Here is a 24,701-nt window from a genome sequence, read left to right as displayed (position 1 = left end):
GATCGTGCCATGCCGGCGCGGAAAGCGACAGAGGTCGCGGTTACCTCCTGCATCCCCCCTTCTGTCGCGCCGTACGACGATTCCCCCGCTGTGTGACGAACGCCGCACGGAGATCGTTCCCGGTCTCCTGGGTGTGGGGGAGGGGGCGGCCGGGTGCCCGGCCGGCGTGTCAGCCGCGCGGTGCCAGCGCCGCCCAGCGCACCGTCACCTCGCCCTGGCGCCACCGCACCGGTCCGTCCGTCACCGGCCAGTCCGCCGCCAGGTCCCGCACCGCCCGCATCCAGCGCTGGCGGGCGCCGTAGGAGGCGTAGGGCGCGGCGGCGGCCCAGGCGCGGTCGAAGTCACGCAGGAAGGCGTGCACGGGCTCGCCGGGGACGTTGCGGTGGATCAGCGCCTTCGGCAGTCGTTCGGCCAGGTCGGAGGGCCGGTCGAGGGAGCCCAGCCGGGTCGCGAGGGTGACCGTGCGCGGCCCCTCCGGCCCGAGCGCCACCCACACGTGCCGGCGTCCGATCTCGTCGCACGTCCCCTCGACCAGGAGCCCCCCGCGCGAGTGCTCCGACGCGGGCGCGAGCCGCGCGCACAGCCGCGCCCAGACCGCCGCCACCTGGCCCTCGTCGTACTGCCGCAGCACGTTCGCCGCGCGGATGAGCAGCGGACGGCCGGAGTCGGGCCCGAGGGGGACCTCGAAGCCGCCGTGCCGGAAGACGAGCCCCTCGCGCGCGTACGGCTCGGCCGCCGCCACCCGCGCCGGGTCGATCTCGACGCCCACCACGCGCGCGTGCGGCGCGACCGTGCGCAGGCGGTGCAGCAGCTCGACGGCCGTCCAGGGGGCCGCGCCGTACCCGAGGTCCACGGCGACGGGATCGGCGGCGCGGCGCAGCTCGCGGCCGTGGACGGCGGCGATCCAGCGGTCCATGCGGCGCAGCCGGTTCGGATTGGTCGTCCCGCGCGTGACCGTGCCCACGGGGGCCGTGCGGGCGGTGGCGCGGGAGGGCATGCGTACGAGGGTATGCGGCCGGGGCCGCCGACTCGGACGCGTCCGCCCTCGGCGATCTTGACGCAACCGCCCCTCGAACGGTTGAGCGATGTGCGGTAATGATTCGGCAAAGGCCGGCAATCCGGAAATGGAGCGCCTCGGTCCGGTGTTCCCACTCCTTGGAGGGTGGCGCTCGTCCTCCGTCCGGCATGCCCGCAGCGAGGAGGAACGGCTCGTGAGCCAGTACGTCAGCAGGCTCGGACGTCGCTCACCGGCGGCTCCCCCGCGGCTGAGGCTGCACCGCAGGCCCCGACGCGTCGCCATGCTCTCCGTGCACACCTCACCCCTCCACCAGCCCGGCACCGGCGACGCCGGCGGCATGAACGTCTACATCGTGGAACTCGCGCAGCGCCTCGCCGCGATCAACATCGAGGTCGAGATCTTCACGCGCGCGACCTCCGGCGGCCTGCCGCCCTCCGTTCAGCTCGCCCCCGGCGTCCTCGTCCGCCACGTCGACGCCGGCCCCTACGAGGGCCTGGCGAAGGAGGACCTCCCCGCCCAGCTGTGCGCCTTCACGCACGGCGTGATGCAGGCGTGGGCCGGTCACCGCCCCGGCCACTACGACCTGGTCCACTCGCACTACTGGCTCTCCGGCCACGTCGGCTGGCTCGCCGCCCAGCGCTGGGGCGCCCCCCTGGTGCACGCCATGCACACCATGGCCAAGGTCAAGAACGCCAACTTGGCCGACGGCGACACCCCCGAGCCCGCCGCCCGCGTCATCGGCGAGACCCAGATCGTCGCCGCCTCCGACCGGCTGATCGCCAACACCGCCGAGGAGGCCGACGAGCTGGTCCGGCACTACGCCGCCGACCCGGCCAAGGTCGCCGTCGTCCACCCCGGCGTGAACCTCGACCGCTTCCGCCCCTTCCCCAAGGGCACCGAACCCGGCCCCGGCGAGCGGGCCGACGCGCGCGCCGCCGCCCGCGCCCGCCTCGGCCTGCCCCAGGACGCCCTGATCCCGCTCTTCGCCGGCCGCATACAGCCGCTGAAGGCCCCCGACATCCTGCTCCGCGCGGTCGCCGTCCTCCTCGACGAACGCCCCGAGCTGCGCTCCCGCATCCTGGTCCCCGTCGTCGGCGGCCCCAGCGGCAGCGGCCTCGCCAAACCGGAGGGCCTGCAGAAGCTCGCCGCCCGGCTCGGCATCGCCGACGTGGTCCGCTTCCGCCCGCCCGTCGGCCAGGAACAGCTCGCCGACTGGTTCCGGGCCGCCTCCGTCCTGGTCATGCCGTCCTACAGCGAGTCCTTCGGCCTGGTCGCCATAGAGGCCCAGGCGGCGGGCACCCCGGTCCTCGCCGCCGCGGTCGGCGGACTCCCGGTCGCCGTGCGCGACGGGCACACCGGCCGCCTCGTCCAGGGCCACGACCCCGCGGCGTACGCGCGGGTGCTGCGCGACTTCGCCGACAACCCGGAGCTGACGCCCCGGATGGGCGACGCCGCCGCCCGGCACGCCCAGTCCTTCGGCTGGGACAGCGCCGCCGCCGCGACCGCCGACGTCTACACGGCCGCGATCCACGCCCATCGCCGTCGCGTACGCTCCCACCATGGCTGAGGCAGCGCAGAAGGCAGCACAGGTCCTCGAGGGCGCCCTGAAGGACGCCGAGCTGGAGTGGGAGAGCCCCGAGCCCGGCAACTACGTCGTGAAGCTCCCGGGCACCCGCAAGCTCTCCACGACGGTCTCCCTCCTCGTCGGCCGGCACTCCCTCTCCCTGAACGCCTTCGTCGTCCGCCACCCCGACGAGAACGAACCGGCCGTCCACCGCTGGCTCCTGGAACGCAACCTCAAGCTGTACGGCGTCAGTTACGCGGTCGACCGCCTCGGCGACGTCTACGTCACCGCCAAGCTCCCGCTGGCCGCCGTCACCCCCGACGAGATCGACCGCCTCCTCGGCCAGGTCCTGGAGGCCGCCGACGGCGCCTTCAACACCCTGCTGGAGCTGGGCTTCGCGACCGCCATCCGCAAGGAGTACGAGTGGCGCACCGCGCGCGGGGAGTCGACGCGGAACCTGGAGGCGTTCCAGCGCCTGATCGAGCGCACGGAGGACTGAGGCCCGGTCAGCCCGGGAGGCGGCCGGTGCGGTACCGCCCCGGCGTGACCCCCACCAGCCGCTTGAAGTGCCGGGTCAGATGGGCCTGGTCGTAGAAGCCGGTCGCGGCGGCCACCTCCGCCGGGGCCTGCCCCGCGAGCAGCAGCCGCCGCGCCCGCTCCACCCGCCGGGACATCAGGTACTGGTGCGGCGCGATGCCGTAGGCGCCGCTGAACGCCCGTACCAGGTGCGCCGGGTGGGCGGGCACGAGCCCGGTGGCCTCGTCGAGGGTGATGCCCTGGACGACCCGCTCGTCCAGCAACTCCCGCAGCCGCCGCGCCAGCACGGGATCGCGGCGCGCCCGCTCCCGGTTCTCCCGCGGCCGCAGATGGGCGTGCAGCCGCTCCCCGATCAACGTCAGCCGGCTCTCCGCCTCCAGCTCCTCCCCGGGCAGCGCGAGGGCCGCGTGCAGCTGCCCCACCCGCCGCCGCAGCACGGGGTCCCGCAGGTCGGGGCCGTCGACCGCCGGGCCGATCAGCTCCTCGCCCAGCCGGGAGGCGTCCAGGTAGAGGACGCGCTTGCGGAAGCCGTCCGGGGTGGCGGGGGAGCCGTTGTGCGGCACGTGCGGCGGCAGCAGCGACACCGTGTCGTGCGGGGTGCCGTGCTCGTGCCGGTCCAGGTCGTAACGTACGGCGCCGTCGTCGACGATGAGCAGCGTCCACGCGTCGTGGACGTGCATCGGATAGGCGTACTCGGTGTAGTGGGCGTGGAAGACCTCGACGACGCCCGGGACACGGGGTCGCCAGGCGGAGACGGTGCGCGTCCGCTGGTCGGCGGCCATGCAAAGAACGTACAAGACCCGCCCGGGCGCGGCGCGGCAGTCTCACCGTATGAACACGACGCACGCCACGGCCCCCGCGACCCCCGACGCCCCTGTCCGCTTCGACACCAAGATCGCCGTGCTCCTGCGCGAGGACCTGGAGACCTGGCAGCGCCTGAACGTCACCGCCTTCCTGGTCAGCGGCCTGGGCACGCAGGTCCCCGAGGTGATCGGCGAGCCGTACGAGGACGCCGACGCGGTCGGCTACCTGCCGATGTTCCGGCAGCCGGTGCTGGTCTTCGAGTCCACCAAGGAGACGCTGACGGCCGCCCACGCGCGCGTCCTCTCCCGGGCCCTGCCCCGTGCGGTGTTCACCTCCGACCTCTTCACCACGGGCAACGACCGCGACAACCGGGCGGCGGTACGGGCCGTCCCGACGGCGGAACTGGACCTGGTGGGTCTCGCGGTGTACGGGCCGAAGAACGCGGTGGACAAGGTGCTGAAGGGGGCCCGGATGCACCCGTGAGCGGGGCCGGCGGCCGGCGCCCCGCCGGTCAGGCGCCGGTGGCCTCGGCTTTGGCTTTGGCGGGCGCGGGCGCGGGCGCGGTGGCTTCGGCACCGCCGTCGGGAGCCGCCCCGGCCGTGGCGTCGGGGACCACCTCGGCGGTGTCGTCCGGCAGCCCCCGCATGAGCCGCCAGTACCCGGCCGCCGCCACCGTCCCGACGACGGCGCACACGCCCCACAGCCACTCGGAGCCCCAGCGGTCGATGACCAACCCGGACATCAGCGGCGCGACGAGGGAGGCGACCGCCCAGGACATGGTGTACATCCCCTGGTACCGCCCGCGCCCGTGCACCGGCGACAGCCGGACGACGAGCCCGGTCTGGGTCGGCGCGTTGACGACCTCGGCCAGCGTCCACACGCACACGGTCAGGGCGAACACCGCGACCGACCCGGCGAAGGCGGTCAGCCCGAAGCCGTACCCGGCCAGCAGCGCCGAACCGACCAGCAGCAGCCGCGGATCACGGCGCTCGATGAACCGCGTGACCGGGATCTGCAGCACCACGATCAGCACCCCGTTGACGGCGATCGCCATGCCGAAGTCGGCGGGCGTGAACCCGGCCTCGCCCATGGCCACCGGCAATCCGACGTACGCCTGCTGGAAGATCAGGGCGATCAGGAAGGACAGCCCGACCACACCCATGTACCGCCCGTCGCGCAGCACGGTCCCGAGCGAGACGGGAGCCTCCGCGGCGCCCTCCGCCGAGCCGACGTCCTCCTTGGGCCGCGACTCGGGCAGCTTCACGAAGACGACCACGGCGCACACCAGCGTCATCCCGGCCTCGATCAGGAAGCCGGCGAGATAGCTGACCTCGGCGATGAACCCGGCGGCCATGGAGGAGACGGCGAAGCCGAGGTTGATGGCCCAGTAGTTGAGCGAGAAGGCGCGGACGCGGTCCTCGGGCCGCACGATGTCCGCCATCATCGCCTGCACGGCCGGCCGGGAGGCGTTGCTCGCCATGCCGACCAGGAAGGCCACCGCCGCGATGGCGACCGGGTCCCGCACGAAGCCGAGCAGGGCGACGGAGAGCGCGGTGGAGACCTGCGCGACGAGCAGCGTGGGCCGCCGCCCGAGCCGGTCGGCCATCACCCCGCCGCCCAGCGAGGAGACGACCCCGCCGAGCCCGTGCAGCGCGGCGACCAGTCCGGCGTACGAGGCGGAGTACCCGCGGTCGATGGTCAGGTACAGCGCCATGAAGGTGGCGACGAAGGCGCCGAGCCGGTTGACCAGGGTGCTGGTCCACAGCCACCAGAACTCGCGGGGGAGCCCGGAGACGGACTCCCGCACGGCACGCCTGACACCGGTGACGGACATGGGACCCCCGAGAAGACTGTGAGCGCACGATGATGTAAGCGGCCCAAACGGTGAGCGTGACTTACGCGACGTACGGACAACTTACGAAGGCCGCAGGTGCGGGGGCCATTCAATTAACACTTCCCGTCAACCGTCCGAGCCTCGGGCGCCCCGCGCGGCCGGTGCGGGCCTTCGATTAGGCTCGGAAGCATGGCCGACGCACCGTACAAGCTGATCCTCCTCCGCCACGGCGAGAGCGAGTGGAACGAGAAGAACCTGTTCACCGGCTGGGTGGACGTCAACCTCACCCCGAAGGGCGAGAAGGAGGCGACGCGCGGCGGCGAGCTGCTCAAGGACGCCGGCCTGCTGCCCGACGTGGTCCACACGTCCGTCCAGAAGCGCGCGATCCGCACGGCCCAGCTCGCGCTGGAGGCCGCCGACCGCCACTGGATCCCCGTCCACCGCCACTGGCGCCTCAACGAGCGCCACTACGGCGCCCTCCAGGGCAAGGACAAGGCCCAGACCCTCGCCGAGTTCGGCGAGGAGCAGTTCATGCTGTGGCGCCGTTCCTACGACACCCCGCCGCCGCCGCTGGACCGCGACGCCGAGTACTCCCAGTTCTCCGACGCCCGCTACGCGACCCTCCCGCCGGAGCTGCGCCCGCAGACGGAGTGCCTCAAGGACGTCGTCGCCCGCATGCTGCCCTACTGGTTCGACAGCATCGTCCCCGACCTCCTCACCGGCCGCACGGTCCTGGTCGCCGCCCACGGCAACTCCCTGCGCGCCCTCGTGAAGCACCTCGACGGCATCTCCGACGCCGACATCGCGGGCCTGAACATCCCGACGGGCATCCCCCTCACCTACGAGCTGGACGCCGAGTTCAAGCCCCTGAACCCGGGCGGGACCTACCTGGACCCGGACGCGGCAGCGGCAGCCATCGAGGCCGTGAAGAACCAGGGCAAGAAGAAGTAACCGCTGACGCGTAAGCCCCCTGCCTGCGGCGTCTCCGCCGGGAGGGGGCTTTTCGCCGTCTCCGGGCCGTCAAACCCGTCGATCGGGCCGTGCTCAGTGTCTCGGGAGGTCCGGCTCCGGCCGTTGTCTCGTCTCCGCCCGGGCTCCCGCATCGCGCAGGGCCGAGACGGCTGCCGCTGCGTCTTCTTCGGGCACGCCGGCGAGAAGGACCGCGGGAACCTGCGTCGTCAGGACCTTGCTGCGCCAGAGGCTCAGTCCCGTCAGCCGACGCACGACCTGGACGACATCCATCACGCGGACGCCGGGGTCGGAGGGCACCACGTCGTGGGGCACGTCGTCGCACACCAGCAGGATGTACTCATCCGCCATGCCTGTCCCCGCCCTTCTCCGATTCAAAGCGTACGAACTCTCAGCCGTTCTGACGCACGGTCAATGAGATGACGCTGGACGCCGCGTCGTACGTTCTGGAGTACGACTTCGACGCTTGAGCCGGAGCGAGGCCCGACGGCGTCTCCGGCCCCGCCGCACGTCGGCCGGGCGGACGGCGCTGACAGGTCACCCTTTGCCGTCGATGAAGTCCGGCCAGGTAGGGGAGACGCCACGGGAACGCCCCTCACCGGCACGTTCGGTGCGGGTGAGGGGCGTATCGGCGGGCGTCAGCCCATGCTCTTCGCGCCGTCCAGGGATTCCCGGATGATGTCGGCGTGGCCGGCGTGCTGGGCGGTCTCGGCGATGATGTGGATCAGTACGCGGCGGGCCGACCACTGGGTGTCGGCCTCGAACCACGGGGCCTTCGGGAGCGGCCAGGCGGCGTCGAGGTCGGGGAGGGTGGCGACCACGTCGTCGGTGCGGCGGGCCACGTCGGTGTAGGCGGCCAGTACGCTGTCGAGCGTCTCGCCCGGCAGCATGCGGAACTCGTCGGCGCGCCGGGCCCAGTCCTCCTCGGTCATGGCCGTGAAGTCGCCCATCGCCGACGGGCCCTCCAGGATGAAGTCGACCCAGCCCCGCTCGACCGACGTCACGTGCTTGATCAGGCCGCCCAGGCACAGCTCGCTGGCGGTGGTCCGCAGGCCGACCTGCTCGTCGGTGAGGTCGCGGGTGGTGAAGCGCAGGAAGTGCCGGTGCTTGGCCAGCATCTCCAGCAGATCGGCGCGCTCGCCGGTGACGGTCGTCGTCGTGGCCGCTTCGCGGGGGGTCTGCTCGTTGGAGGTCATGGTGTCGCCTTCCGGTGTCCTGCTCCGTCGGTGTGAGAACACGCTATGAGGCATGGAGGTCAGGTTCTGTCCTAGATGGGGAAGGTCATGACGGATTTTCGCGCGTCCGGGCCGGCCCCGCCCCTTACGATCGCGGGCAAGGGGCGGGACGTAGCGCAGTGGTCGACGCGAGCGGTCTCCAGAACCGCGAGGACGCCGGTTCGAATCCGGTCGTCCCGCCCCCCTTCGGGAGCGTTGCGGCCCGGTTCGCGGGAGGGCGTGGTCAGGGGCGAAGGGTGCCGTACAGCTTCGGCAGGTCCACCAGTTCCACGTCCGGTGAGGTGTCGGCGGCCCGGCGGGCCTTGTCGTTGAAGCCCGTGCCGCTGAAGCAGAGGAGCTTCGTACGGCTGGTGTCGTAGCGGCCGGTGCGGGTGATCACGTCCCGGATGTGGCGCAGGCGGTCGATGTGGGCGATGCCCATCGTGTCGTTCCACTTGGCCTCGCCGATCGCCAGCAGGGGAGGTTTCGTGCCGTCGGCGACTCCCACGACGGCGACGTCCACCTCGTGGGACGTGCGGGTCGGTGGGTCGTTCACGACGCCGTGGCCGACGTGGGCGGGGAGACCGCCGAGGAGGTCGGGGTCGGCGTGGTGCAGGGCCCACTCGCGGCATACCTGTTCGAAGTGAGGGCCGAGGACGTTGGCCACGAAGCGGCGTCGGCTGGCCTGCCAGACTCGGGCCGCGTTGCCCGGCCGTTCGAGTTGGGGCCAGACCGGGCGCATCACCGCGTGGTAGAAGGCGATCAGGGGTTCCGAAATGCGGTACGTGGAGCGGTTGGCGCGGAAGGCGTCCGCCTCTCGCTGGAGCAGGCCGGCGTCCTCCAGGACGTTGATGGGGTGGGCGATGTCGGTGGCCTTGCGTTCCAGGTAACCGGCGATGCCGCCGCGGGTGGTGTTGCCCTCGGCCACCGCTCCGAGCACCGAGAGGTAGAGCGCGGTGTCGCGCAGATCGGGTTCCTCGGCGAGGAGGTAGCGGGCTTCCCTGAAGAGGGGTGTCTCCGGGTTCAGTACGGTCCGGATCACCCAGTCGTCGAAGTCGCCCGGACCCGAGGGGCTGTCCCCGCGCGCGAACTCGCGGCGATAGGCGGGGGTGCCTCCCACGATGGCGTGCACTTGCAGGGCGAGCCGCGGATCGGTGATGTCCCAGAACTGGGCCGCGAGCTGGTGGTCGAGGGAACGGACCACCAGTTCCAGGCCCGCCCGGCCCCGCAGTGGCGCGTTGCCGGACAGCAGACGGCCCATGAAGGTCAGCGCGGAACCGCAGAGCAGGAGCCGGGTCCGGGACGCGGTGCGCTGCTCGCGCAGGGGACGCAGCGCGTTCTGGATGATCGACGGCAGCTCCGGGTTGGCCTTGGCCAGGTAAGGGAATTCGTCGATCACCACCGGCACCGGGCGTTCGGACCCCAGAGCCAGCAGCGCGTCGACTGCTTCGTGCCAGTCGGCGAAGTGATAGGGGCTGGGAGGGAGGACGTGCGCGGTGAGGGCCGTGCTCAGGCGACGCAGGGATTCGGCGTCGGTGGCCTCCGTCGCGCCGAAGTAGAAGCCGCCCGTCGCCTCACAGGCCGCTTCCAGCAGGAAGGTCTTTCCCTGACGTCTCCTTCCGGAGACCACCCCCAGCGTCGCGCCCGGCTGGGCGTCCGTGACGAACCGGGTCAGGGCGGCCCACTCGTAGTCGCGGTCGAACATGTCGGCGGGCTTGTCCATGCGCACGGCCTCAGTAATAGGGGTACGTTTCTATAAACTGTATCCCTATAAGCGGGGACGGGCCGCTACCGCGTCGGCCGTGGCTCAGCCCGCCGTGGTCAGGCGCCCCCGGCGGCGGTCCCGCAGGGTCGTCCAGGCTGTGCCCAGGGCCAGGGACTGGGCCAGGGCTGAGAGGGCGATGCCGATGATGAAGAACCAGGTCGGGGTGTCGCCGCCCCAGACCGTCTCGCCGAACCAGGCCACGAAGCCGAAGGCCGGGAAGGTGAAGAGGGCCGGCCAGACCCAGGCGAGGGAGGCGTCGGGGCCGGTGGCGAGGAGGGGTTGCAGCGCGGCCACCGCCGTCGCGCCGCCGACCACGGTGAGGTAGGCCGCGGAGACGCGGTTGGCGACGGTCAGGCGCGTGAGGGTGCGTATGCGGCTGACGCGGCTCATGCCGCTGATGCGGCCGATAAGGCTGGTGCGGGTGGTGTTCATCGGGTGTCGGTCTCCCCCGGAGGTCGTTTCCCGGCTGGGCGTTTCCGGCCGAACGTGTGTGTCCCAGGGTCGGGCGGAGGCGGCCTCCGGAGCCTGAGTACCCGTACTCAAAGTGGGCGGCGCGGCACCCGGGTGGGGAGCTAGACCGTCAGCGGGACCTCGTGGATCTCGTCCGCCTTGTGCCCCGCGCGTTCGTGGACGCGCTGGACCGCGTCGGCCGACGGGCCCTCGGAGAGGCAGTAGATCGTGCCGGAGTCGGGGTCCGCCCACGCCCGCTCGAAGTGGACGTTCTCGTCCTTCTCCAGGGCGAGGTCCGCCTGGTGGGCACGGTGGAGCTGGTCCGCGGTGATGCCGTGCATGCCGTGGTGCACGTCCATGAAGTGGGCCATGACGTCGCACCTCCTTCGGGAGCGTCTTCCTGCTCCTTCCAGGGTGCGCGTCCACGGCGGCCGGGGCGAACCGGCCGCCGTGGACGTCGGGTACGCCGACGCCGCTACCGCGTCAGCCGCACTGGCAGGGGTTGCCCGACTGGCAGCCGCAGCCGCAGCCGGAACCGCAGCCGCAGGCGGCGATCAGGGGCAGGGCGCGGATCTCGGGCGGTCGCTCGGTGCGGCGCTCCGCGGTGGGGTCGGACTGCCGCGTGCCGGGCGTGCCGGGCGTGCTGGGGGAATCGGCCATGGTTCCTCCTGGAGGCTGGAGTGCCTTGGTCCATTGCACGCCCGGGGCGGCAGTCGCATCAACGGCGCATTGGGGCGGTCGCGCGCGCCCCCGGGGCCGGGCGGATCGGGGCCGGGGCCGACCGGACCGGGTCCGGGGCCGGCCGGCAGCCGGGTCGGGCCGGCCGCGGCCGGACGCCGGTCGGCTCAGGCGCCCTCGACCTGGGTCGTCGACTGGAGCTCGTCCGCGTGCTCGCCGGTGACCAGGTAGACGACCCGCTTGGCGACGGCCACGGCGTGGTCGGCGTAGCGCTCGTAGTAGCGGCCGAGGAGGGTGACGTCGACGGCCGTCTCGATGCCGTGCTTCCAGCGGTCGTCCATCAGGTGCTGGAAGAGGGTGCGGTGGAGCAGGTCCATCGCGTCGTCGTCCTGCTCCAGCTGGAGGGCCAGGTCGACGTCCTTGGTGATGATCACCTCGGCGGCCTTCGCCATCAGGCGCTGCGCGAGCTGGCCCATCTCCAGGATGGTCGCGTGCAGGTCGTGCGGCACCGCGCGCTCCGGGTAGCGCAGCCGGGCCAGCTTGGCCACGTGCTGGGCCAGGTCGCCCGAGCGCTCCAGGTCGGCCGACATCCGCAGCGAGGTGACGACGATCCGCAGGTCGGTGGCGACCGGCTGCTGCCGGGCCAGCAGGGTTATCGCCCGGGCCTCCAGCTCGTGCTGGAGTTCGTCGACCTTCTGGTCGGCCTCGATGACCGCCTCGGCCAGCTTCAGGTCGGAGTCGAGGATCGCGGTCGTGGCGCGTCCGATCGCCGACCCGACCAGCCGGGCCATCTCCACCAGACTGTCGCCGATCGAGTCAAGTTCCTCGTGGTACGCGTCCCGCATCAGGGTTCCCTCTCGTACGTCCTTAGTAGGGGGTCGCATCGGCTCGCACCGGCTTGCGCCCCTTGCCGTGCCCCCACGCTTACACGTTCCGGCCCGTACGCGTCCGTTTCCGGCACCACAAGTGAATCGTCCCTGGCTCCAAGGTGAACTCTGGGCGACGAGTGTTCGAGGTCGCAGCCGGATGGCTGGGGCGGGGCCGTTCGCCGTGCCTAACCTGGAGGCATGGACGTGAACGCGGCGGTCGCCGCAGCGGCAGCGATCGCCGGAGTGCTCACCGGCGTCATCGCCATGCTGGCGTTCCGCTGGAGCGAGAAGGAGCAGAAGCGCCCCACGCGCACCTCGCTCCACACGGACCCGGTGCTGCCGCCCGGTGTCGACACCGTGCTGTCGGTGCTCCGCTCCTCCGCCGTCGTCCTCGACGAGGCCGACGCGGTGGTCAAGGCCAGCTCGGCGGCGTACGCCCTCGGTCTGGTCCGGGGCGGCAAGCTCGCCGTCGAGCCGATGCTGCAGATGGCCAGGGACACCCGGCGGGACGGTGAGATACGGCAGGTCGAGCTGGACCTGCCGAGGCGCGGGAACGGGCGGGGGGAGGCCCTGGCCGTCTCCGCGCGTGTCGCGCCGCTCGGGTCCCGGCTGGTGCTGCTGCTGGTCGAGGACCTCACCGAGGCCCGCCGCATCGAGGCCGTACGGCGCGACTTCGTCGCCAATGTGAGTCATGAGCTGAAGACGCCGGTGGGCGCCCTCTCGCTGCTGTCCGAGGCTGTCATGGACGCCTCCGACGATCCGGAGGCCGTGGAGCGGTTCGCCGGGCGGATGCAGATCGAGGCCACCCGGCTCACCAACCTGGTGCAGGAGCTGATCGACCTGTCCCGGGTCCAGAACGACGACCCCCTCGACGACGCCGAGCCCGTCCGCGTGGACGAACTGGTCGCCGAGGCCATCGACCGCTGCCGGCAGGCGGCCGGCACCAAGCAGATCACCATGGCCGCCGGAGGTACGGCGGATCTGCACGTGCGCGGGAACCGCGGCCAGCTCGCCGCCGCGCTCGGCAACCTCGTCGAGAACGCCGTCAACTACTCGCCCGCCCGCACCCGCGTCGGCATAGCGGCCCGCCGGGTGAACGCTCCCGGCGGCGACCTGATCGAGATCGCCGTGACCGACCAGGGCATCGGCATCTCGGAGAAGGACAAGGAGCGCGTCTTCGAGCGCTTCTACCGCGTGGACCCGGCCCGCTCCCGGGCCACCGGCGGCACCGGTCTGGGTCTCGCGATCGTCAAGCACGTGGTCGCCTCGCACGGCGGGGAGGTCACGGTGTGGAGCGCCGAAGGCCAGGGCTCCACCTTCACCCTGCGGCTGCCGGAGGCGGGCCCGTCCCGCGACCGCGCTCAGCAGCACCTTTCCGACCGCGCCGGTCTCAGCGCCGCGACCGGGCGGTCCCCCTCATCCCCCCATACTTCCCCGTATGAAACGCTTCCCGCCCCGGAGGTCCTTCCGTGACCCGTGTGCTCGTCGTCGAGGACGAGGAGTCCTTCTCCGACGCCCTGTCGTACATGCTCCGCAAGGAGGGCTTCGAGGTCGCCGTCGCGACCACAGGCCCCGACGGACTCGACGAGTTCGAGCGCAACGGCGCCGACCTCGTGCTCCTCGACCTGATGCTGCCCGGCCTGCCGGGCACCGAGGTCTGCCGCCAGCTGCGCGGCCGCTCGAACGTACCCGTGATCATGGTGACCGCCAAGGACAGCGAGATCGACAAGGTCGTCGGCCTGGAGATAGGGGCCGACGACTACGTCACCAAGCCCTTCTCCTCCCGTGAGCTGGTCGCCCGCATCCGGGCCGTGCTGCGCCGGCGCGGTGAGCCGGAGGAGGTCGCCCCGGCCGCCCTGGAGGCCGGTCCCGTCCGTATGGACGTCGACCGGCACGTGGTGACCGTGGGCGGCACCAAGATCGACCTCCCGCTGAAGGAGTTCGACCTCCTGGAGATGCTGCTGCGCAACGCCGGCCGGGTGCTGACCCGCATGCAGCTCATCGACCGGGTCTGGGGCGCCGACTACGTCGGTGACACCAAGACCCTCGACGTCCACGTCAAGCGGCTGCGCGCCAAGATCGAGCCCGACCCGGGGGCGCCGCGGTACCTGGTGACGGTGCGCGGCCTCGGGTACAAGTTCGAGCCGTAGAGCGGCCGGCGCCCCGGCGCCCGCGGCGAGCACGGAAAAGGGCGGGGCCTCAGCAGAGGCCCCGCCCTTCTTCGTACGGCGCTCAGTGGCCGGCTTCGGCTCCGGTGCCGGCGCCCTCGGAGGCACCGTCCGTGGTGCCGTCCGCGGCCGCTCCGGTCTCGTCGGCCTCGCCGGAGGGCTCGCCCGTGGCGCCCTCGGTCCCGGTGGCACCCTCGGTGCCCGGGGCCGACTCGCCGTCGGACGGCCGGCCCGACTCCTCCTGCGACGGATCCGCCGACGCGCCCGGCGCCGCCGGGACGTCGCTCGGGCCCCAGTCGGAGAAGTAGCTCTCGGCGGGGACCACGAAGGCTTCCAGGCTGACCTTGCCGGTCTTGCTGAGGGTGAAGGTGATCTTCTGCGCGTTGCCGTCCTGGATGGCCTCGCGGCTGCTGGGCAGGACGGCGGAGGCGTTGCCCTCGCCGCCGAGGATCAGGGAGCCGCCCGCCGGGACGGTGAGGCCGCCGTCGGCGCCCTTCTGGCCCTTGGCGGGCTTCAGCTCGGCGGTCTTGTCGGTTCCGTCCACGGTGATGGACTGAAGGGTCTGGTCCGTCCGGCTGTTGTTGAACAGGGTGGCGGAGACCACGGCCGGGCCGGTCGACTCCAGGTCCGGCTGCGTGATGACGATCGCGTTCTGGATCTGGATGTCACCGACGGTCGTCGCAGCGTTGTCCGGCTTGATGTTCAGCGTCTCGGCGTTGTGACCGGCGCCGCACGCGGCGAGCGAGGCGATCGAGAACGCGATGGCGGCGGCGGCGAGGGCACCGCGTCGAAGGCTGCTGCTCACGGCGGCGGCAACTCCTTGGACTCGAGCGAGGCGGCGGCAACGGATAAAGCCGCCCTAAGTGACTGTCAGCGGCCTTAGGCTACCGAGCCGTTCCCGGGCCGCCGCACCCGACCCTCCCCGAAGGGGTCCGCTTCGCCCGGCAGGCGGTAGGACGGGACGCGGTGCGCCGCCTCCCCAGGGGCCCGGCGCGCCGGATCGCGGGCCGCCCGCCGGGATCTCGGGGACTCCTTCGCGCGTCGTTTTCCGGGGCGGCAGTCGTCCGTCATTCACATAAGAAGCCCCCCGTCATACCGGTCGCCGATCGGTGCGCGAATTTTCCGTGAAGGAATGCACGGAGGGCCAGGAAATTGATCATCGGCGGGCCGCGCGGAGCGACCGGTGATCAATTCCGGAATCGGCCGGAACCCCGTCGCGGCCACCGAACGGAGTAGCGGAAGTCGCACGCACGGAACCAGACATATGGGGCGTTCTGGGCGGGTGGAGGTGCCTCCGGATGTGTGTGACGTGCGTGTTTCGCCTGCCCTGAAGAGCCGCTCCGACCTGCGAATACTTTCTTCCGCTCGCTCGGCGCAGCACGTCCATGTTGCTGTTGTCAAGCCCCGAGATATGCCCTGACCTGCGAAAACGCCATTCAGAAGACGCCGTATCCGTGTTACCCTGGATAGCCACGGAAGGGGTACCTGTCACATGACGTTCAAGGTTGGCGACACCGTGGTCTATCCCCATCACGGGGCCGCGCTGATCGAGGCTATCGAAACTCGCCAGATCAAAGGCGTGGACAAGACCTACTTGGTGCTGAAGGTCGCCCAGGGCGATCTGACGGTACGTGTGCCAGCGGACAATGCGGAGTTCGTCGGCGTGCGTGATGTGGTCGGTCAGGACGGACTGGACCGGGTCTTCGAGGTGCTGCGCGCGCCGTACGCCGAGGAGCCCACGAACTGGTCGCGTCGTTACAAGGCAAACCTGGAGAAGCTCGCCTCCGGCGACGTCATCAAGGTCGCGGAAGTCGTACGCGACCTGTGGCGCCGCGAGCGCGAGCGCGGACTCTCCGCCGGTGAGAAGCGCATGCTCGCCAAGGCCCGCCAGATCCTGGTGAGCGAGCTGGCTCTCGCGGAGAACACCAACGAGGACAAGGCGGAGGCCCTGCTCGACGAGGTGCTCGCCTCCTGAGGCGCCTCGCGGGGCGAGCAGCAGCCCGCTCCCCGCTCGGTTCAGCGCACTGAAATGCCGCGGTGCCCGATGACATCTTTGCTGTCGCCGGGCGCTGCGGCATGTTCGTACCCGGACCTCGTCCTCGTACGATCACCCGGGGGGCTCGCCCCCGGTCCTGGCGTGCCGGGCCCGGGCTGCTGGCTCGACCGGGGTCACGGAAGGGTCCGGTCAAGGCGTCGCGCCCGGCACGGTGAGGCCATACCCAACTAGGTCGAGCACACAAACCTGACAGGAACCGATGTCTGACGAATCGCGTCCCTCGCCCGCCGACATGCGGCCCGACACCCGTACGAACACCAGGACCGCCGCCGTGATTCCGGCGGCCGGCCGGGGCGTACGGCTCGGCCCCGGCGCACCGAAAGCCCTCCGCGCGCTGGGCGGCACGCCCATGCTCGTGCACGCGGTCCGGGCGATGGCCGCCTCCCGCCGGGTCTCCCTCGTCGTGGTGGTCGCGCCGCCCGACGGCGCGGCCGAGGTCAAGAGCCTGCTCGACGCCCACGCGCTGCCCGAGTGGACGGACTTCCTGGTCGTGCCCGGCGGTGAGACGCGCCAGGAGTCCGTACGGCTCGGGCTGGACGCGCTGCCGGACACCTACGACATCGTCCTCGTGCACGACGCGGCCCGGCCGCTGGTGCCGGTGGACACGGTGGACGCCGTGATCGACGCGGTCCGGGACGGAGCGCCGGCCGTGGTGCCGGCGCTGCCGCTCGCCGACACGGTCAAGCAGGTCGAGCCGGCCCAGGTGGCGGGCGAGCCGGAGCCGGTGGTGGCGACGCCGGAGCGGGCGCGGCTGCGGGCGGTGCAGACGCCGCAGGGCTTCGACCGGGGGACGCTGGTGCGGGCCCACGGGACGGTGACGGAGAACGTCACGGACGACGCGAGCATGGTGGAGCAGCTGGGGCTGACCGTGGTGGTCGTGCCGGGTCACGAGGAGGCGTTCAAGGTGACGCGGCCCCTCGACCTGGTGCTGGCGGAGGCGGTGCTGGCGCGCAGGAGGCTGAACGATGGGTTCTGAGGCGGACGGTTCCGCGGGCGTCGTGCTGCCGCGGGTCGGGATCGGTACGGACATCCACGCCTTCGAGGACGGGCGCGAGCTGTGGTGCGCCGGACTGAAGTGGGAGGGCGAGGGGGCCGGGCTGGCCGGGCACTCCGACGCGGACGTGGTCGCGCACGCGGCGTGCAACGCGTTGTTCTCGGCGGCGGGGCTCGGGGACCTCGGGCAGCACTTCGGTACCGGGCGGCCGGAGTGGTCCGGGGCGTCCGGGGTGACGCTGCTGACGGAGGCGGCGCGGATCGTGCGGGCGGCGGGGTTCCGGATCGGGAACGTGGCGGTGCAGGTGGTCGGGCCGAGGCCGAAGATCGGGAAGCGGCGGGGCGAGGCGGAGGCGGTCCTCTCGGAGGCGGTGGGGGCGCCGGTGTCCGTGTCGGGCGCGACGACGGACGGACTGGGGTTCCCCGGGCGGGGGGAAGGGCTGATGGCGGTGGCCACGGCGCTGGTCGCGCGGGTGGGGTGAGCGAGGGCCGGACCGACCCGGCGCGGTGGGGTGCCGGCGCCCGGCGTCGCCTCCGGGCTCGGACCGGTGACAAGAGGGGCCGCGTGCCCGTGGCACTGCCGCGCGCCCACTACCCTGGAGGGGTGACTATTCGCCTGTACGACACCAGCGCCCGGCAGATCCGTGACTTCGCCCCCCTCACACCGGGCTGCGTCTCGATCTACCTGTGTGGTGCCACCGTTCAGGCCGCCCCGCACATCGGACACATCCGGTCCGGGCTGAACTTCGACATCATGCGCCGCTGGTTCGCGTACCGCGGCTACGACGTCACCTTCATCCGCAACGTCACCGACATCGACGACAAGATCATCAAGAAGGCCGCGGACCAGAACCGCCCCTGGTGGTCCATCGGGTACGAGAACGAGCGGGCGTTCAACGACGCCTACGACGCCCTCGGCTGCCTCCCGCCGACGTACGAGCCGCGCGCCACCGGTCACATCACCGAGATGGTCGAGATGATGCGCGGCCTCATCGAGCGCGGCCACGCCTACGAGGCCGAGGGCAACGTCTACTTCGACGTACGGTCCCTGCCCGGGTACCTGTCGCTGTCCAACCAGGACCTCGACGAGCTGCGCCAGCCCTCCGGCGAGGGCGAGACCGGCAAGCGGGACCCGCGGGACTTCGCCATGTGGAAGGCGGCCAAGCCGGGGGAGCCGAGCTGGGAGACGCCGTGGGGGCGGGGGCGGCCGGGGTGGCACCTGGAGTGCTCGGCCATGGCGCACAAGTACCTGGGCGAGGAGTTCGACGTCCACGGGGGCGGGATCGACCTGATCTTCCCGCACCACGAGAACGAGATCGCGCAGGCGAAGGGGTTCGGTGACGCCTTCGCGCGCTACTGGGTGCACAACGCCTGGGTCACCATGAGCGGCGAGAAGATGTCGAAGTCGCTCGGCAACAGCGTGCTCGTCAGCGAGATGGTGAAGAAGTGGCGGCCGGTGGTGCTGCGGTACTACCTGGGCACGCCGCACTACCGCTCCACCATCGAGTACAGCGAGGAGTCCCTGCGCGAGGCCGAGTCGGCGTACGCGCGGATCGAGGGCTTCGTGCAGCGCGTCACCGAGCTGGCCGGCCACTCCGTCGAGCCCGCCGCCGAGGTGCCGCCCGCCTTCGCCGAGGCGATGGACGACGACCTGGGCGTGCCGCAGGCCCTCGCGGTCGTGCACACCACCGTCCGGCAGGGCAACAGCGCGCTGGCCGCCGACGACAAGGAGGCCGCCGTCGGGCGCCTCGCCGAAGTGCGGGCCATGCTCGGGGTGCTGGGCCTGGACCCGCTGGCCCCGCAGTGGGCGGGCGAGCAGGAACAGGGCGAGGACCTGCGGCACGTCGTCGACGGCCTCGTACGGCTGGTGCTCGACCAGCGCGAGGCCGCGCGGGCGCGCAAGGACTGGGCGACCGCGGACGCCATCCGCGACGAGCTGGGCCGGTCCGGACTCGTCATCGAGGACAGCCCGCAGGGGCCCCGCTGGAGCCTCGGTTCCCGCTGACCCCGCCCGGTCCCGGAGCCCGGAACCGTAGATCGATTGTGCCGCCCGGCCCTCCGGGCGGCACACTGCATAAGACGCACGTACGACGCACACTCCCGTAGAGAGCGGAGACAGGTAACTCATGGCCGCGAACAACCGCCGCATGTCCGGCAAGAAGGGCGCGCAGGTCGGCAGCGGCGGCAAGCGGCGCCGGGGCCTGGAAGGCAAGGGGCCGACGCCTCCCGCCGAGATGCGCAAGGGGCACGCCAAGCAGCGCGCCGCCAACGCCAAGGCGCGCCGCGCCACCGGACGCACCCAGCAGCGGCGCGGCGGCGGACGGTCCACCTCCGAGCTGGTCGTCGGCCGCAACCCGGTCTTCGAGGCGCTGCGCGACGGTGTGCCCGCCTCGACGCTCTACGTCCAGCAGTTCATCGACAACGACGAGCGGGTGCGCGAGGCGCTCCAGATCGCGGCCGAGCGCGGCGGCATCAACCTCATGGAGGCGCCGCGCCCCGAGCTGGACCGGATGACCAACGGGCTCAACCACCAGGGTCTCGTCCTCCAGGTCCCGCCCTACGAGTACGCGCACCCCGAGGACCTGGTCGCCGCCGCCCACGACGAGGGCGCGGACCCGCTGATCGTCGCCCTCGACGGCGTGACCGACCCGCGCAACCTCGGTGCCGTCGTCCGCTCCGTCTCCGCCTTCGGCGGCCACGGCGTCGTCGTCCCCGAGCGGCGCGCGGCCGGCATGACGGCGGGCGCCTGGAAGACGTCCGCCGGTACGGCCGCCCGTACGCCGGTGGCCCGCGCGACCAACCTCACCCGGGCGCTGGAGCAGTACCAGAAGGCCGGGCTCACGGTCGTCGGTCTCGCCGCCGACGGCGAGGTCGAACTCGGTGACCTGGAGGCCCTGGACGGCCCCCTGGTCGTCGTGGTCGGCAGCGAGGGCAAGGGCCTGTCCCGGCTCGTCGGGGAGACCTGCGACTTCCGGGTGCGGATCCCGATGCCGGGCGGGGCCGAGTCGCTGAACGCCGGTGTGGCGGCGGGCATCGTGCTGTACGAGGCGGCGCGGCGCAGGCGCTGAGCCGGGAACGGGGGTTCGACCCCGTCACCCGCACGGGGTGTTCCGGGCTGTCCGGGCGGGCTTGACGCGGTCCGGACAGTTCGGCGCGGTCAAGGCAGTGTCCTAACGACACATCACTCGGTTAGATGAGTGTGGACACCAGAACACCCCGCACACCCACGGGGGACCGCTCGTCGGGATACGACGACGCTCCCGCGCTGAGCATGGTGAAGGTGCCGAGCGATCCGGCCCAGGTCATCGTCAATCACGCGAGCTTCCGCGTGCAGCTCGGTGCCTCCGCCGGGCGGACCCGGTCCCCGCGGATCGCGCGGCACTTGAGCGCCACCCAGGACACCGCCCGCATGCCCGCGCCGGGCGCCGCCCCCGGCCGCCGCCGCGCCGTCGTCTGGAGCGGGCGGTCCGACCCGGACGACACCGGCGCCCACCGGCTGCTCCAGGCGGTGCGGGCCGGAGCCGGCCGCCACGTGGAGGAACCGGCCGCCGAGGTCTCCGCCGACGCCGGAGCCACCCAGGTGATCCCCCGCGTCGGCATCGACGGCGGCGCCCCCGGCCACGACGGCTACGGGGGGTACGACGACTACGACGACGGGCCCGCCACCCAGACCCTCGAGACCCCCCTCGTCGGCGCCCAGCGCGGCCCCGTCCCGGACGGCACCCGGCTGCTGCCCGCCATGCGCACCGTCGGCAGCGCCTACGACGAACCCGCCTACGCCGGCGAGGACTTCACCACCGGGCCCGGGCAGTACGGCGACGGGCACACGGACGGCTACGGCGAGGGCGCGGAAGAGCCCGAGCCGCGCACCCGGCGGCACGCCGACGACGACGCGCGGCACGCCTACTTCCCCGGCCGCCGCATGAACCTCGGCGTCGTGCTGCTCCCGCTGCGCGTCTTCCTCGGCTTCATCTCCATCTACGCCGGCATGGGCAAGCTCTGCGACCCCGTCTACTTCGACGGCGGCGAGCGCGGCTCCATGGTCAAGTGGCTCAACACCCTGCACCCCTGGGACGTCGCCGAGCCACTGCGCCAGTTCGCCCTCGCGCACCCCGTCGGCGCCGGACTGGTGATCGCCTTCCTCCAGGTGCTCGTGGGCGTCCTGACCGTCCTGGGCTGCTGGCAGCGCGTCGCCGCCGTCATCGGCGCCGGCCTGTCCGCCGCGCTGCTCGTCACCGTCAGCTGGAAGAGCGTCCCGGTCTACGACGCGCCCGACATCATCTACCTCGCCGCCTGGTCCCCGCTGATCATCGCCGGCGCGCCCGTCTACTCCGTGGACGGCAGGCTCGCCGGCAACGCCTGGCGGCGCCTCGGCCCCCGCGCCGACATCTGGGACCTGCGCCGCTACGTACTGCGCCGCGGCGCCCTCGTCACCTTCCTGGTCGCCGGTGTGACCCTGCTGGTCGGCTCGCTGCTCGGTGGTGCCGTCCGGGACGCCGACCGGGTGGTCGTCCCCGGCCCCGGCGAGGCCCCGCGCAACGAACTGCCCGGCTCCCCGCTCCCGCAGGAGCCCGGCACCCGCGAGCCGAAGACGTCCCCGGAGGCGTCCGCCTCCCCCACCCGGGGGGCGACCGGCGGCGCGGCCACTCCCTCCGAGGGCGCCGCGGCCACGTCCGGGGCGACCCGCGACAGCGGCAGCGCCACCGCGGGCACCGTGCCCAGCCAGACCCAGGGCACCACGGGACAGGCACCGCCGCGACAGTCCTCCCCGGCCGACCAGGCACCGAGCACCACGGCCGGACCGACCGCAGGCGGCACGACGACCGGCGGCGGCACCGGTTCGAGCGGCGGCAGCGGCAGCGGAAGCGACGGCGACGGTGGCGGCTCCTCCTCCACCGGAGAGCCGGGCGGCGGCAGCCGCCTCGTGGGCGGCCTCCTGGGCTAGCCACCGCCCGGCGGCGGCCCCACCGGCCGCCCGCACGCCGAAGGGGCCCCGCACACGGAAGTGCGGGGCCCCTTCGGCGTATCGGCGCTGCCGGGCGCTCAGCGGCCGCCGAGAGCCGCCAGTTCCCGGGCCGCCTCCGTCAGGTCCTTGGCGGTGTCGATGGCACGCCAGTAGGAGCCCTGCGGGATCGGGAAACCGGCCAGCCGGTGCTCGCGGGCCAGCCGCGGGAACGTCGTGCGCTCGTGGTCACCGCGCTCCGGGAGCATCTGGGCGAAGTCCGACGAGAAGACGTAGACACCGGCGTTGATCTCGAAGGTCGACGGCGGTGCCTCGATGAAGTCGGTGATGTGGCCGAAGCCGTCCGTCTGCACGGCGCCCCACGGCAGCCGCGGACGGGCCAGGGCGAGGGTCGCGACGGCGTCCCGCTCGGCGTGGAAGTCGGCCATGTCGCGCAGCGAGAAACGGGTCCAGATGTCCCCGTTGGTGGCGTACCAGGGCCGGTCGGGGTGGGGCAGGTGCGCGGCGGCGTACTTGAGGCCGCCGCCGCGGCCCAGCGGCTCGGTCTCGACGACGGTGGTGACGGAGAGCGGCAGGTCGGTCTTCTCCAGCCACCCCTGCAGCACCTCGGCCAGGTGGCCGCAGGAGACCACGACGTCCGTCACGCCCTCCTCGGCGAGCCAGGCGAGCTGATGGCCGATGATCGGGGTCCCCGTGCCCGGGATCTCCACCATCGGCTTGGGCCGGTCGTCGGTGTACGGGCGCAGCCGGGAACCCTGTCCGCCGGCCAGGACGACGGCTTGAACGGGGCGGCGGGACGCGGCGTTCGGATCGGTCATGGCCCGAACTGTACGCGGCGCCCCGCGGGCCCGAGCAGGGTCCTCGGCCCCCGGGCTCCCGGGCTCGGCGGCTCGTCAGCTGTGCGCGGCCAGCACGCCCGAGGCGAAGGCGGTGTCGCAGACGGGGCGCGCGTACGACTGGGCGCGCGTCGGGCCGTACACCTTGACCGCGGCGCGGCCGAGGGCGCGGGCGATGGAGGCGCAGTGCCCGGCCAGCGACGGGCGCTCGTTCACCGCCTGCTGGAGGTGGGTGAGGGCGACGCCCGGGTCCTCCTCCTGCAGTTCGGTCAGCAGCCGGTCGCGCAGCACCTCGTGCGGGGCGCGCTTGGCGGCCTTGGCGGAGGACGCCTTGGCGGAGGAGGCTTCCGACGCGGCGAGCACCGAGTCGGCGGGATCCCCCGACCAGTTGACCCGGGTGACCGCGAGGGTCCCGGAGAGCACCAGGACGACGGGCAGGACGAGGGCGAGAGAGCGGCCGATCCGGTGGGCGGGGCCCCGGCCGCGTCGCGTCTGTCGGGTGGCGGAGTGCTTCACGGAGTGCTTCACGCGAGTGAGGGTAGCGCCCGGTAATGATTTGGCGACATTTAGTCACCCCTTCGGGGGATGGAGAGCGGCCTCGAAATGGGTAAGGGGTTGACGCACACGGCTCGAAATGTCCGGTGCGCCGGGGTATTTGTCGACAACGGGAAGAGCCCCGCAGCAGGCTGCGGGGCTCTTTTCGTCAACGCGGGTGAATTCACCCGGCCGCGTGGTTTCCGGGCGCTCCGGTTTGCCGGGGGCGGCCGGCGCCCCCGGGTCGGCCGGTGTCAGTCGGAGAGGCGCTCGCCCGTGGAGGTCGAGAAGACGTGCGTCTCGCCCGGCCGCGGCACGACGTGGACGGTCGCGCCCTTCTCCGGCACCGCGCGGCTGCTGACGCGGACCACCAGGTCCTTGGTCTCGCCGCCGACCTCGACCGTGCCGTAGATGTAGCCGTCGGCGCCGGTCTCCTCGACCACGTTCACCGAGACCGCGAGACCCGCCGGGGCGTCGGCGGAGTCCTTCGTCAGGGACGCGGCGGCGCCGCCGTTCAGCTCCACCACGTCGAAGTGCTCGGGGCGGACGCCGACGGTGACCGTGCGGTCGCCCTTGTCGGAGGCGGCCGCCAGGGCCTCGCGGCTGACCGGCACCACGCTGTTGCCGAACTTCACACCGCCGTCGGTGATCGGGACCTCGACCAGGTTCATGGCCGGGGAGCCGATGAAGCCGGCGACGAAGAGGTTGGCGGGCTTGTCGTACATGTTGCGCGGCGAGTCGACCTGCTGGAGCAGACCGTCCTTGAGCACCGCCACCCGGTCGCCCATCGTCATGGCCTCGACCTGGTCGTGGGTGACGTAGACGGTGGTGATGCCGAGGCGGCGCTGGAGCGAGGCGATCTGCGTACGGGTGGAGACGCGGAGCTTGGCGTCCAGGTTGGACAGCGGCTCGTCCATGAGGAAGACCTGCGGCTCGCGCACGATCGCGCGGCCCATCGCCACACGCTGGCGCTGACCGCCGGAGAGCGCCTTCGGCTTGCGGTCCAGGTACTCGGTGAGGTCGAGGATCTTCGCGGCCTCCTCGACCTTCTGCCGGATCTCCGCCTTGTTGACGCCGGCGATCTTGAGCGCGAAGCCCATGTTGTCGGCGACCGTCATGTGCGGGTAGAGCGCGTAGTTCTGGAACACCATGGCGATGTCCCGGTCCTTCGGCGGCAGGTGCGTGACGTCGCGGTCGCCGATGCGGATGGCGCCGCCGTTCACGTCCTCGAGCCCCGCGAGCATGCGGAGCGAGGTGGACTTTCCACAGCCGGAGGGGCCGACCAGGACGAGGAACTCGCCGTCCTCGATCGCGATGTCGAGACCGTCGACGGCGGGCTTGGTGGAACCCGGGTAGATGCGGGTCGCCTTGTCGAACGTAACTGTGGCCATGGTGATGGGCCCCCTTCTACCGGCAGGAACGTGCCGGACGATCCGTTGTAGGAAGGTG

Annotated in this window: 26 protein-coding genes and 1 tRNA gene; 13 read left to right on the top strand and 14 right to left on the bottom strand. The window is 72.3% G+C overall.

All coding sequences use genetic code 11. The annotated features are described in order from the left end of the window. Positions 1-169: 169 nt before the first annotated feature. Entirely contained in the window at positions 170-997 is an 828-nt protein-coding gene (locus tag ACFZP7_RS16255; RefSeq protein ID WP_385634677.1) for a class I SAM-dependent methyltransferase, read from the bottom strand. A 214-nt stretch (positions 998-1,211) separates the two neighbouring features. On the opposite strand from ACFZP7_RS16255, the gene mshA reads away from it, so the two are divergent. Then, positions 1,212-2,585 carry a D-inositol-3-phosphate glycosyltransferase gene (gene mshA, locus ACFZP7_RS16250; protein ID WP_168723700.1) on the top strand — a complete coding sequence of 458 codons (1,374 nt, stop codon included), beginning with the start codon at positions 1,212-1,214 and terminating at the stop codon, positions 2,583-2,585. Further along, positions 2,578-3,081: a YbjN domain-containing protein gene (locus ACFZP7_RS16245; RefSeq protein WP_030971290.1), complete on the top strand. Its 504-nt coding sequence runs from the start codon at positions 2,578-2,580 to the stop codon at positions 3,079-3,081. Before mshA ends, ACFZP7_RS16245 begins: the two co-directional genes overlap by 8 nt. A gap of 7 nt (positions 3,082-3,088) precedes the next feature. On the opposite strand, the gene ACFZP7_RS16240 is transcribed toward ACFZP7_RS16245, so the two are convergent. Further along, entirely contained in the window at positions 3,089-3,901 is an 813-nt protein-coding gene (locus ACFZP7_RS16240) for an AraC family transcriptional regulator (RefSeq protein ID WP_019326718.1), read from the bottom strand. 49 nt (positions 3,902-3,950) lie between these two features. Here ACFZP7_RS16240 and ACFZP7_RS16235 point away from each other — a divergent pair, with 49 nt between their 5' ends. Further along, on the top strand, positions 3,951-4,406 hold the full coding sequence (locus tag ACFZP7_RS16235) for a DUF2000 domain-containing protein (RefSeq protein WP_086877000.1): 456 nt from the start codon (positions 3,951-3,953) through the stop codon (positions 4,404-4,406). A gap of 28 nt (positions 4,407-4,434) precedes the next feature. Here ACFZP7_RS16235 and ACFZP7_RS16230 read toward each other — a convergent pair whose 3' ends face one another. Beyond that, entirely contained in the window at positions 4,435-5,757 is a 1,323-nt protein-coding gene (locus ACFZP7_RS16230) for an MDR family MFS transporter (RefSeq protein ID WP_385634676.1), read from the bottom strand. A 189-nt stretch (positions 5,758-5,946) separates the two neighbouring features. Here ACFZP7_RS16230 and ACFZP7_RS16225 point away from each other — a divergent pair, with 189 nt between their 5' ends. Continuing rightward, entirely contained in the window at positions 5,947-6,708 is a 762-nt protein-coding gene (locus tag ACFZP7_RS16225) for a phosphoglyceromutase (protein WP_125772208.1), read from the top strand. 93 nt (positions 6,709-6,801) lie between these two features. Here the strand turns inward: ACFZP7_RS16225 and ACFZP7_RS16220 are convergent, their stop codons facing one another. After that, on the bottom strand, positions 6,802-7,077 hold the full coding sequence (locus ACFZP7_RS16220; protein WP_385634675.1) for a ribosomal protein L7/L12: 276 nt from the start codon (positions 7,075-7,077) through the stop codon (positions 6,802-6,804). Between the two features lie 287 nt (positions 7,078-7,364). After that, positions 7,365-7,922: a DinB family protein gene (locus ACFZP7_RS16215; protein ID WP_385634674.1), complete on the bottom strand. Its 558-nt coding sequence runs from the start codon at positions 7,920-7,922 to the stop codon at positions 7,365-7,367. Positions 7,923-8,066: 144 nt separating this feature from the next. On the opposite strand from ACFZP7_RS16215, the gene ACFZP7_RS16210 reads away from it, so the two are divergent. After that, positions 8,067-8,141 (top strand) — tRNA-Trp (locus ACFZP7_RS16210). A 43-nt stretch (positions 8,142-8,184) separates the two neighbouring features. Here ACFZP7_RS16210 and ACFZP7_RS16205 read toward each other — a convergent pair. The 5 genes from ACFZP7_RS16205 to phoU form a co-directional block, all read right to left on the bottom strand. Next, entirely contained in the window at positions 8,185-9,663 is a 1,479-nt protein-coding gene (locus tag ACFZP7_RS16205; RefSeq protein ID WP_127436589.1) for an ATP-binding protein, read from the bottom strand. A gap of 84 nt (positions 9,664-9,747) precedes the next feature. Beyond that, complete coding sequence (locus ACFZP7_RS16200) at positions 9,748-10,137, bottom strand: SCO4225 family membrane protein (RefSeq protein WP_306692402.1); 390 nt, start codon at positions 10,135-10,137, stop codon at positions 9,748-9,750. A gap of 140 nt (positions 10,138-10,277) precedes the next feature. After that, positions 10,278-10,526, bottom strand: a complete 249-nt coding sequence (locus tag ACFZP7_RS16195; RefSeq protein WP_019326708.1) for an SCO4226 family nickel-binding protein — start codon at positions 10,524-10,526, stop codon at positions 10,278-10,280. A 112-nt stretch (positions 10,527-10,638) separates the two neighbouring features. Then, positions 10,639-10,815, bottom strand: a complete 177-nt coding sequence (locus tag ACFZP7_RS16190; protein ID WP_107081925.1) for a hypothetical protein — start codon at positions 10,813-10,815, stop codon at positions 10,639-10,641. A gap of 185 nt (positions 10,816-11,000) precedes the next feature. Next, positions 11,001-11,678 carry a phosphate signaling complex protein PhoU gene (gene phoU / locus ACFZP7_RS16185; protein WP_019326706.1) on the bottom strand — a complete coding sequence of 226 codons (678 nt, stop codon included), beginning with the start codon at positions 11,676-11,678 and terminating at the stop codon, positions 11,001-11,003. Positions 11,679-11,900: 222 nt separating this feature from the next. Between phoU and ACFZP7_RS16180 the strand changes: the two genes are divergently transcribed. Continuing rightward, positions 11,901-13,175 (top strand): cell wall metabolism sensor histidine kinase WalK, encoded by a 1,275-nt coding sequence (locus tag ACFZP7_RS16180; RefSeq protein WP_019326705.1) that lies wholly within the window; start codon positions 11,901-11,903, stop codon positions 13,173-13,175. Further along, positions 13,172-13,852 carry a response regulator transcription factor gene (locus ACFZP7_RS16175; RefSeq protein WP_019326704.1) on the top strand — a complete coding sequence of 227 codons (681 nt, stop codon included), beginning with the start codon at positions 13,172-13,174 and terminating at the stop codon, positions 13,850-13,852. The genes ACFZP7_RS16180 and ACFZP7_RS16175 overlap by 4 nt, the downstream gene beginning before the upstream one ends. 82 nt (positions 13,853-13,934) lie before the next feature. On the opposite strand, the gene ACFZP7_RS16170 is transcribed toward ACFZP7_RS16175, so the two are convergent. Beyond that, positions 13,935-14,675: a copper chaperone PCu(A)C gene (locus tag ACFZP7_RS16170; protein WP_127436588.1), complete on the bottom strand. Its 741-nt coding sequence runs from the start codon at positions 14,673-14,675 to the stop codon at positions 13,935-13,937. Between the two features lie 687 nt (positions 14,676-15,362). Between ACFZP7_RS16170 and ACFZP7_RS16165 the strand changes: the two genes are divergently transcribed. From ACFZP7_RS16165 to ACFZP7_RS16140, 6 genes are all read left to right on the top strand, one after another. Continuing rightward, the gene (locus ACFZP7_RS16165) at positions 15,363-15,845 is read left to right on the top strand and encodes a CarD family transcriptional regulator (RefSeq protein WP_003953493.1); all 483 of its coding nucleotides are present in this window, start codon (positions 15,363-15,365) and stop codon (positions 15,843-15,845) included. A 280-nt stretch (positions 15,846-16,125) separates the two neighbouring features. After that, entirely contained in the window at positions 16,126-16,902 is a 777-nt protein-coding gene (ispD, locus tag ACFZP7_RS16160; RefSeq protein WP_031019943.1) for a 2-C-methyl-D-erythritol 4-phosphate cytidylyltransferase, read from the top strand. Continuing rightward, positions 16,892-17,401, top strand: a complete 510-nt coding sequence (ispF, locus tag ACFZP7_RS16155; RefSeq protein ID WP_019326701.1) for a 2-C-methyl-D-erythritol 2,4-cyclodiphosphate synthase — start codon at positions 16,892-16,894, stop codon at positions 17,399-17,401. The genes ispD and ispF overlap by 11 nt, the downstream gene beginning before the upstream one ends. A gap of 122 nt (positions 17,402-17,523) precedes the next feature. Further along, on the top strand, positions 17,524-18,924 hold the full coding sequence (gene cysS / locus ACFZP7_RS16150) for a cysteine--tRNA ligase (protein WP_019326700.1): 1,401 nt from the start codon (positions 17,524-17,526) through the stop codon (positions 18,922-18,924). A gap of 121 nt (positions 18,925-19,045) precedes the next feature. Further along, entirely contained in the window at positions 19,046-19,987 is a 942-nt protein-coding gene (gene rlmB / locus ACFZP7_RS16145; RefSeq protein ID WP_031019944.1) for a 23S rRNA (guanosine(2251)-2'-O)-methyltransferase RlmB, read from the top strand. A 125-nt stretch (positions 19,988-20,112) separates the two neighbouring features. Beyond that, positions 20,113-21,864, top strand: a complete 1,752-nt coding sequence (locus ACFZP7_RS16140) for a DoxX family protein (protein ID WP_385634673.1) — start codon at positions 20,113-20,115, stop codon at positions 21,862-21,864. Positions 21,865-21,962: 98 nt separating this feature from the next. Here the strand turns inward: ACFZP7_RS16140 and ACFZP7_RS16135 are convergent, their stop codons facing one another. The 3 genes from ACFZP7_RS16135 to msiK all read right to left on the bottom strand — a co-directional run bounded on the left by ACFZP7_RS16135 (position 21,963) and on the right by msiK (position 24,643). Beyond that, positions 21,963-22,700 carry a nucleotidyltransferase family protein gene (locus ACFZP7_RS16135; RefSeq protein WP_019326697.1) on the bottom strand — a complete coding sequence of 246 codons (738 nt, stop codon included), beginning with the start codon at positions 22,698-22,700 and terminating at the stop codon, positions 21,963-21,965. A 75-nt stretch (positions 22,701-22,775) separates the two neighbouring features. Beyond that, positions 22,776-23,234, bottom strand: a complete 459-nt coding sequence (locus ACFZP7_RS16130) for a hypothetical protein (protein ID WP_029393634.1) — start codon at positions 23,232-23,234, stop codon at positions 22,776-22,778. Between the two features lie 272 nt (positions 23,235-23,506). Continuing rightward, positions 23,507-24,643 (bottom strand): diacetylchitobiose ABC transporter ATP-binding protein MsiK, encoded by a 1,137-nt coding sequence (msiK, locus tag ACFZP7_RS16125; protein ID WP_019326695.1) that lies wholly within the window; start codon positions 24,641-24,643, stop codon positions 23,507-23,509. Positions 24,644-24,701 lie beyond the last annotated feature (58 nt).

The organism is Streptomyces sp. SudanB5_2050 (genome assembly GCF_964272335.1).
GTDB lineage: Bacteria > Actinomycetota > Actinomycetes > Streptomycetales > Streptomycetaceae > Streptomyces > Streptomyces rochei.
The sequence above is the reverse complement of the archived record's forward strand: the minus strand, read 5'-3'. Positions and strand labels throughout refer to the sequence as shown.

Bases quoted from the DNA above. Each gene is read 5' to 3' on its own strand.
- ACFZP7_RS16225 (WP_125772208.1), top strand. From the start codon at position 5,947: ATGGCCGACGCACCGTACAAGCTGATCCTCCTCCGCCACGGCGAGAGC.
- ACFZP7_RS16190 (WP_107081925.1), bottom strand. From the start codon at position 10,815: ATGGCCGATTCCCCCAGCACGCCCGGCACGCCCGGCACGCGGCAGTCC.
- ACFZP7_RS16245 (WP_030971290.1), top strand. From the start codon at position 2,578: ATGGCTGAGGCAGCGCAGAAGGCAGCACAGGTCCTCGAGGGCGCCCTG.
- ACFZP7_RS16235 (WP_086877000.1), top strand. From the start codon at position 3,951: ATGAACACGACGCACGCCACGGCCCCCGCGACCCCCGACGCCCCTGTC.
- ACFZP7_RS16205 (WP_127436589.1), bottom strand. From the start codon at position 9,663: ATGGACAAGCCCGCCGACATGTTCGACCGCGACTACGAGTGGGCCGCC.
- rlmB (WP_031019944.1), top strand. From the start codon at position 19,046: ATGGCCGCGAACAACCGCCGCATGTCCGGCAAGAAGGGCGCGCAGGTC.
- ACFZP7_RS16140 (WP_385634673.1), top strand. From the start codon at position 20,113: ATGAGTGTGGACACCAGAACACCCCGCACACCCACGGGGGACCGCTCG.
- ACFZP7_RS16180 (WP_019326705.1), top strand. From the start codon at position 11,901: ATGGACGTGAACGCGGCGGTCGCCGCAGCGGCAGCGATCGCCGGAGTG.
- ACFZP7_RS16215 (WP_385634674.1), bottom strand. From the start codon at position 7,922: ATGACCTCCAACGAGCAGACCCCCCGCGAAGCGGCCACGACGACGACC.
- ACFZP7_RS16255 (WP_385634677.1), bottom strand. From the start codon at position 997: ATGCCCTCCCGCGCCACCGCCCGCACGGCCCCCGTGGGCACGGTCACG.
- ispF (WP_019326701.1), top strand. From the start codon at position 16,892: ATGGGTTCTGAGGCGGACGGTTCCGCGGGCGTCGTGCTGCCGCGGGTC.
- msiK (WP_019326695.1), bottom strand. From the start codon at position 24,643: ATGGCCACAGTTACGTTCGACAAGGCGACCCGCATCTACCCGGGTTCC.
- ACFZP7_RS16220 (WP_385634675.1), bottom strand. From the start codon at position 7,077: ATGGCGGATGAGTACATCCTGCTGGTGTGCGACGACGTGCCCCACGAC.
- ACFZP7_RS16240 (WP_019326718.1), bottom strand. From the start codon at position 3,901: ATGGCCGCCGACCAGCGGACGCGCACCGTCTCCGCCTGGCGACCCCGT.
- ACFZP7_RS16230 (WP_385634676.1), bottom strand. From the start codon at position 5,757: ATGTCCGTCACCGGTGTCAGGCGTGCCGTGCGGGAGTCCGTCTCCGGG.
- ACFZP7_RS16195 (WP_019326708.1), bottom strand. From the start codon at position 10,526: ATGGCCCACTTCATGGACGTGCACCACGGCATGCACGGCATCACCGCG.
- ACFZP7_RS16135 (WP_019326697.1), bottom strand. From the start codon at position 22,700: ATGACCGATCCGAACGCCGCGTCCCGCCGCCCCGTTCAAGCCGTCGTC.
- ACFZP7_RS16200 (WP_306692402.1), bottom strand. From the start codon at position 10,137: ATGAACACCACCCGCACCAGCCTTATCGGCCGCATCAGCGGCATGAGC.
- ACFZP7_RS16165 (WP_003953493.1), top strand. From the start codon at position 15,363: ATGACGTTCAAGGTTGGCGACACCGTGGTCTATCCCCATCACGGGGCC.
- ispD (WP_031019943.1), top strand. From the start codon at position 16,126: ATGTCTGACGAATCGCGTCCCTCGCCCGCCGACATGCGGCCCGACACC.
- phoU (WP_019326706.1), bottom strand. From the start codon at position 11,678: ATGCGGGACGCGTACCACGAGGAACTTGACTCGATCGGCGACAGTCTG.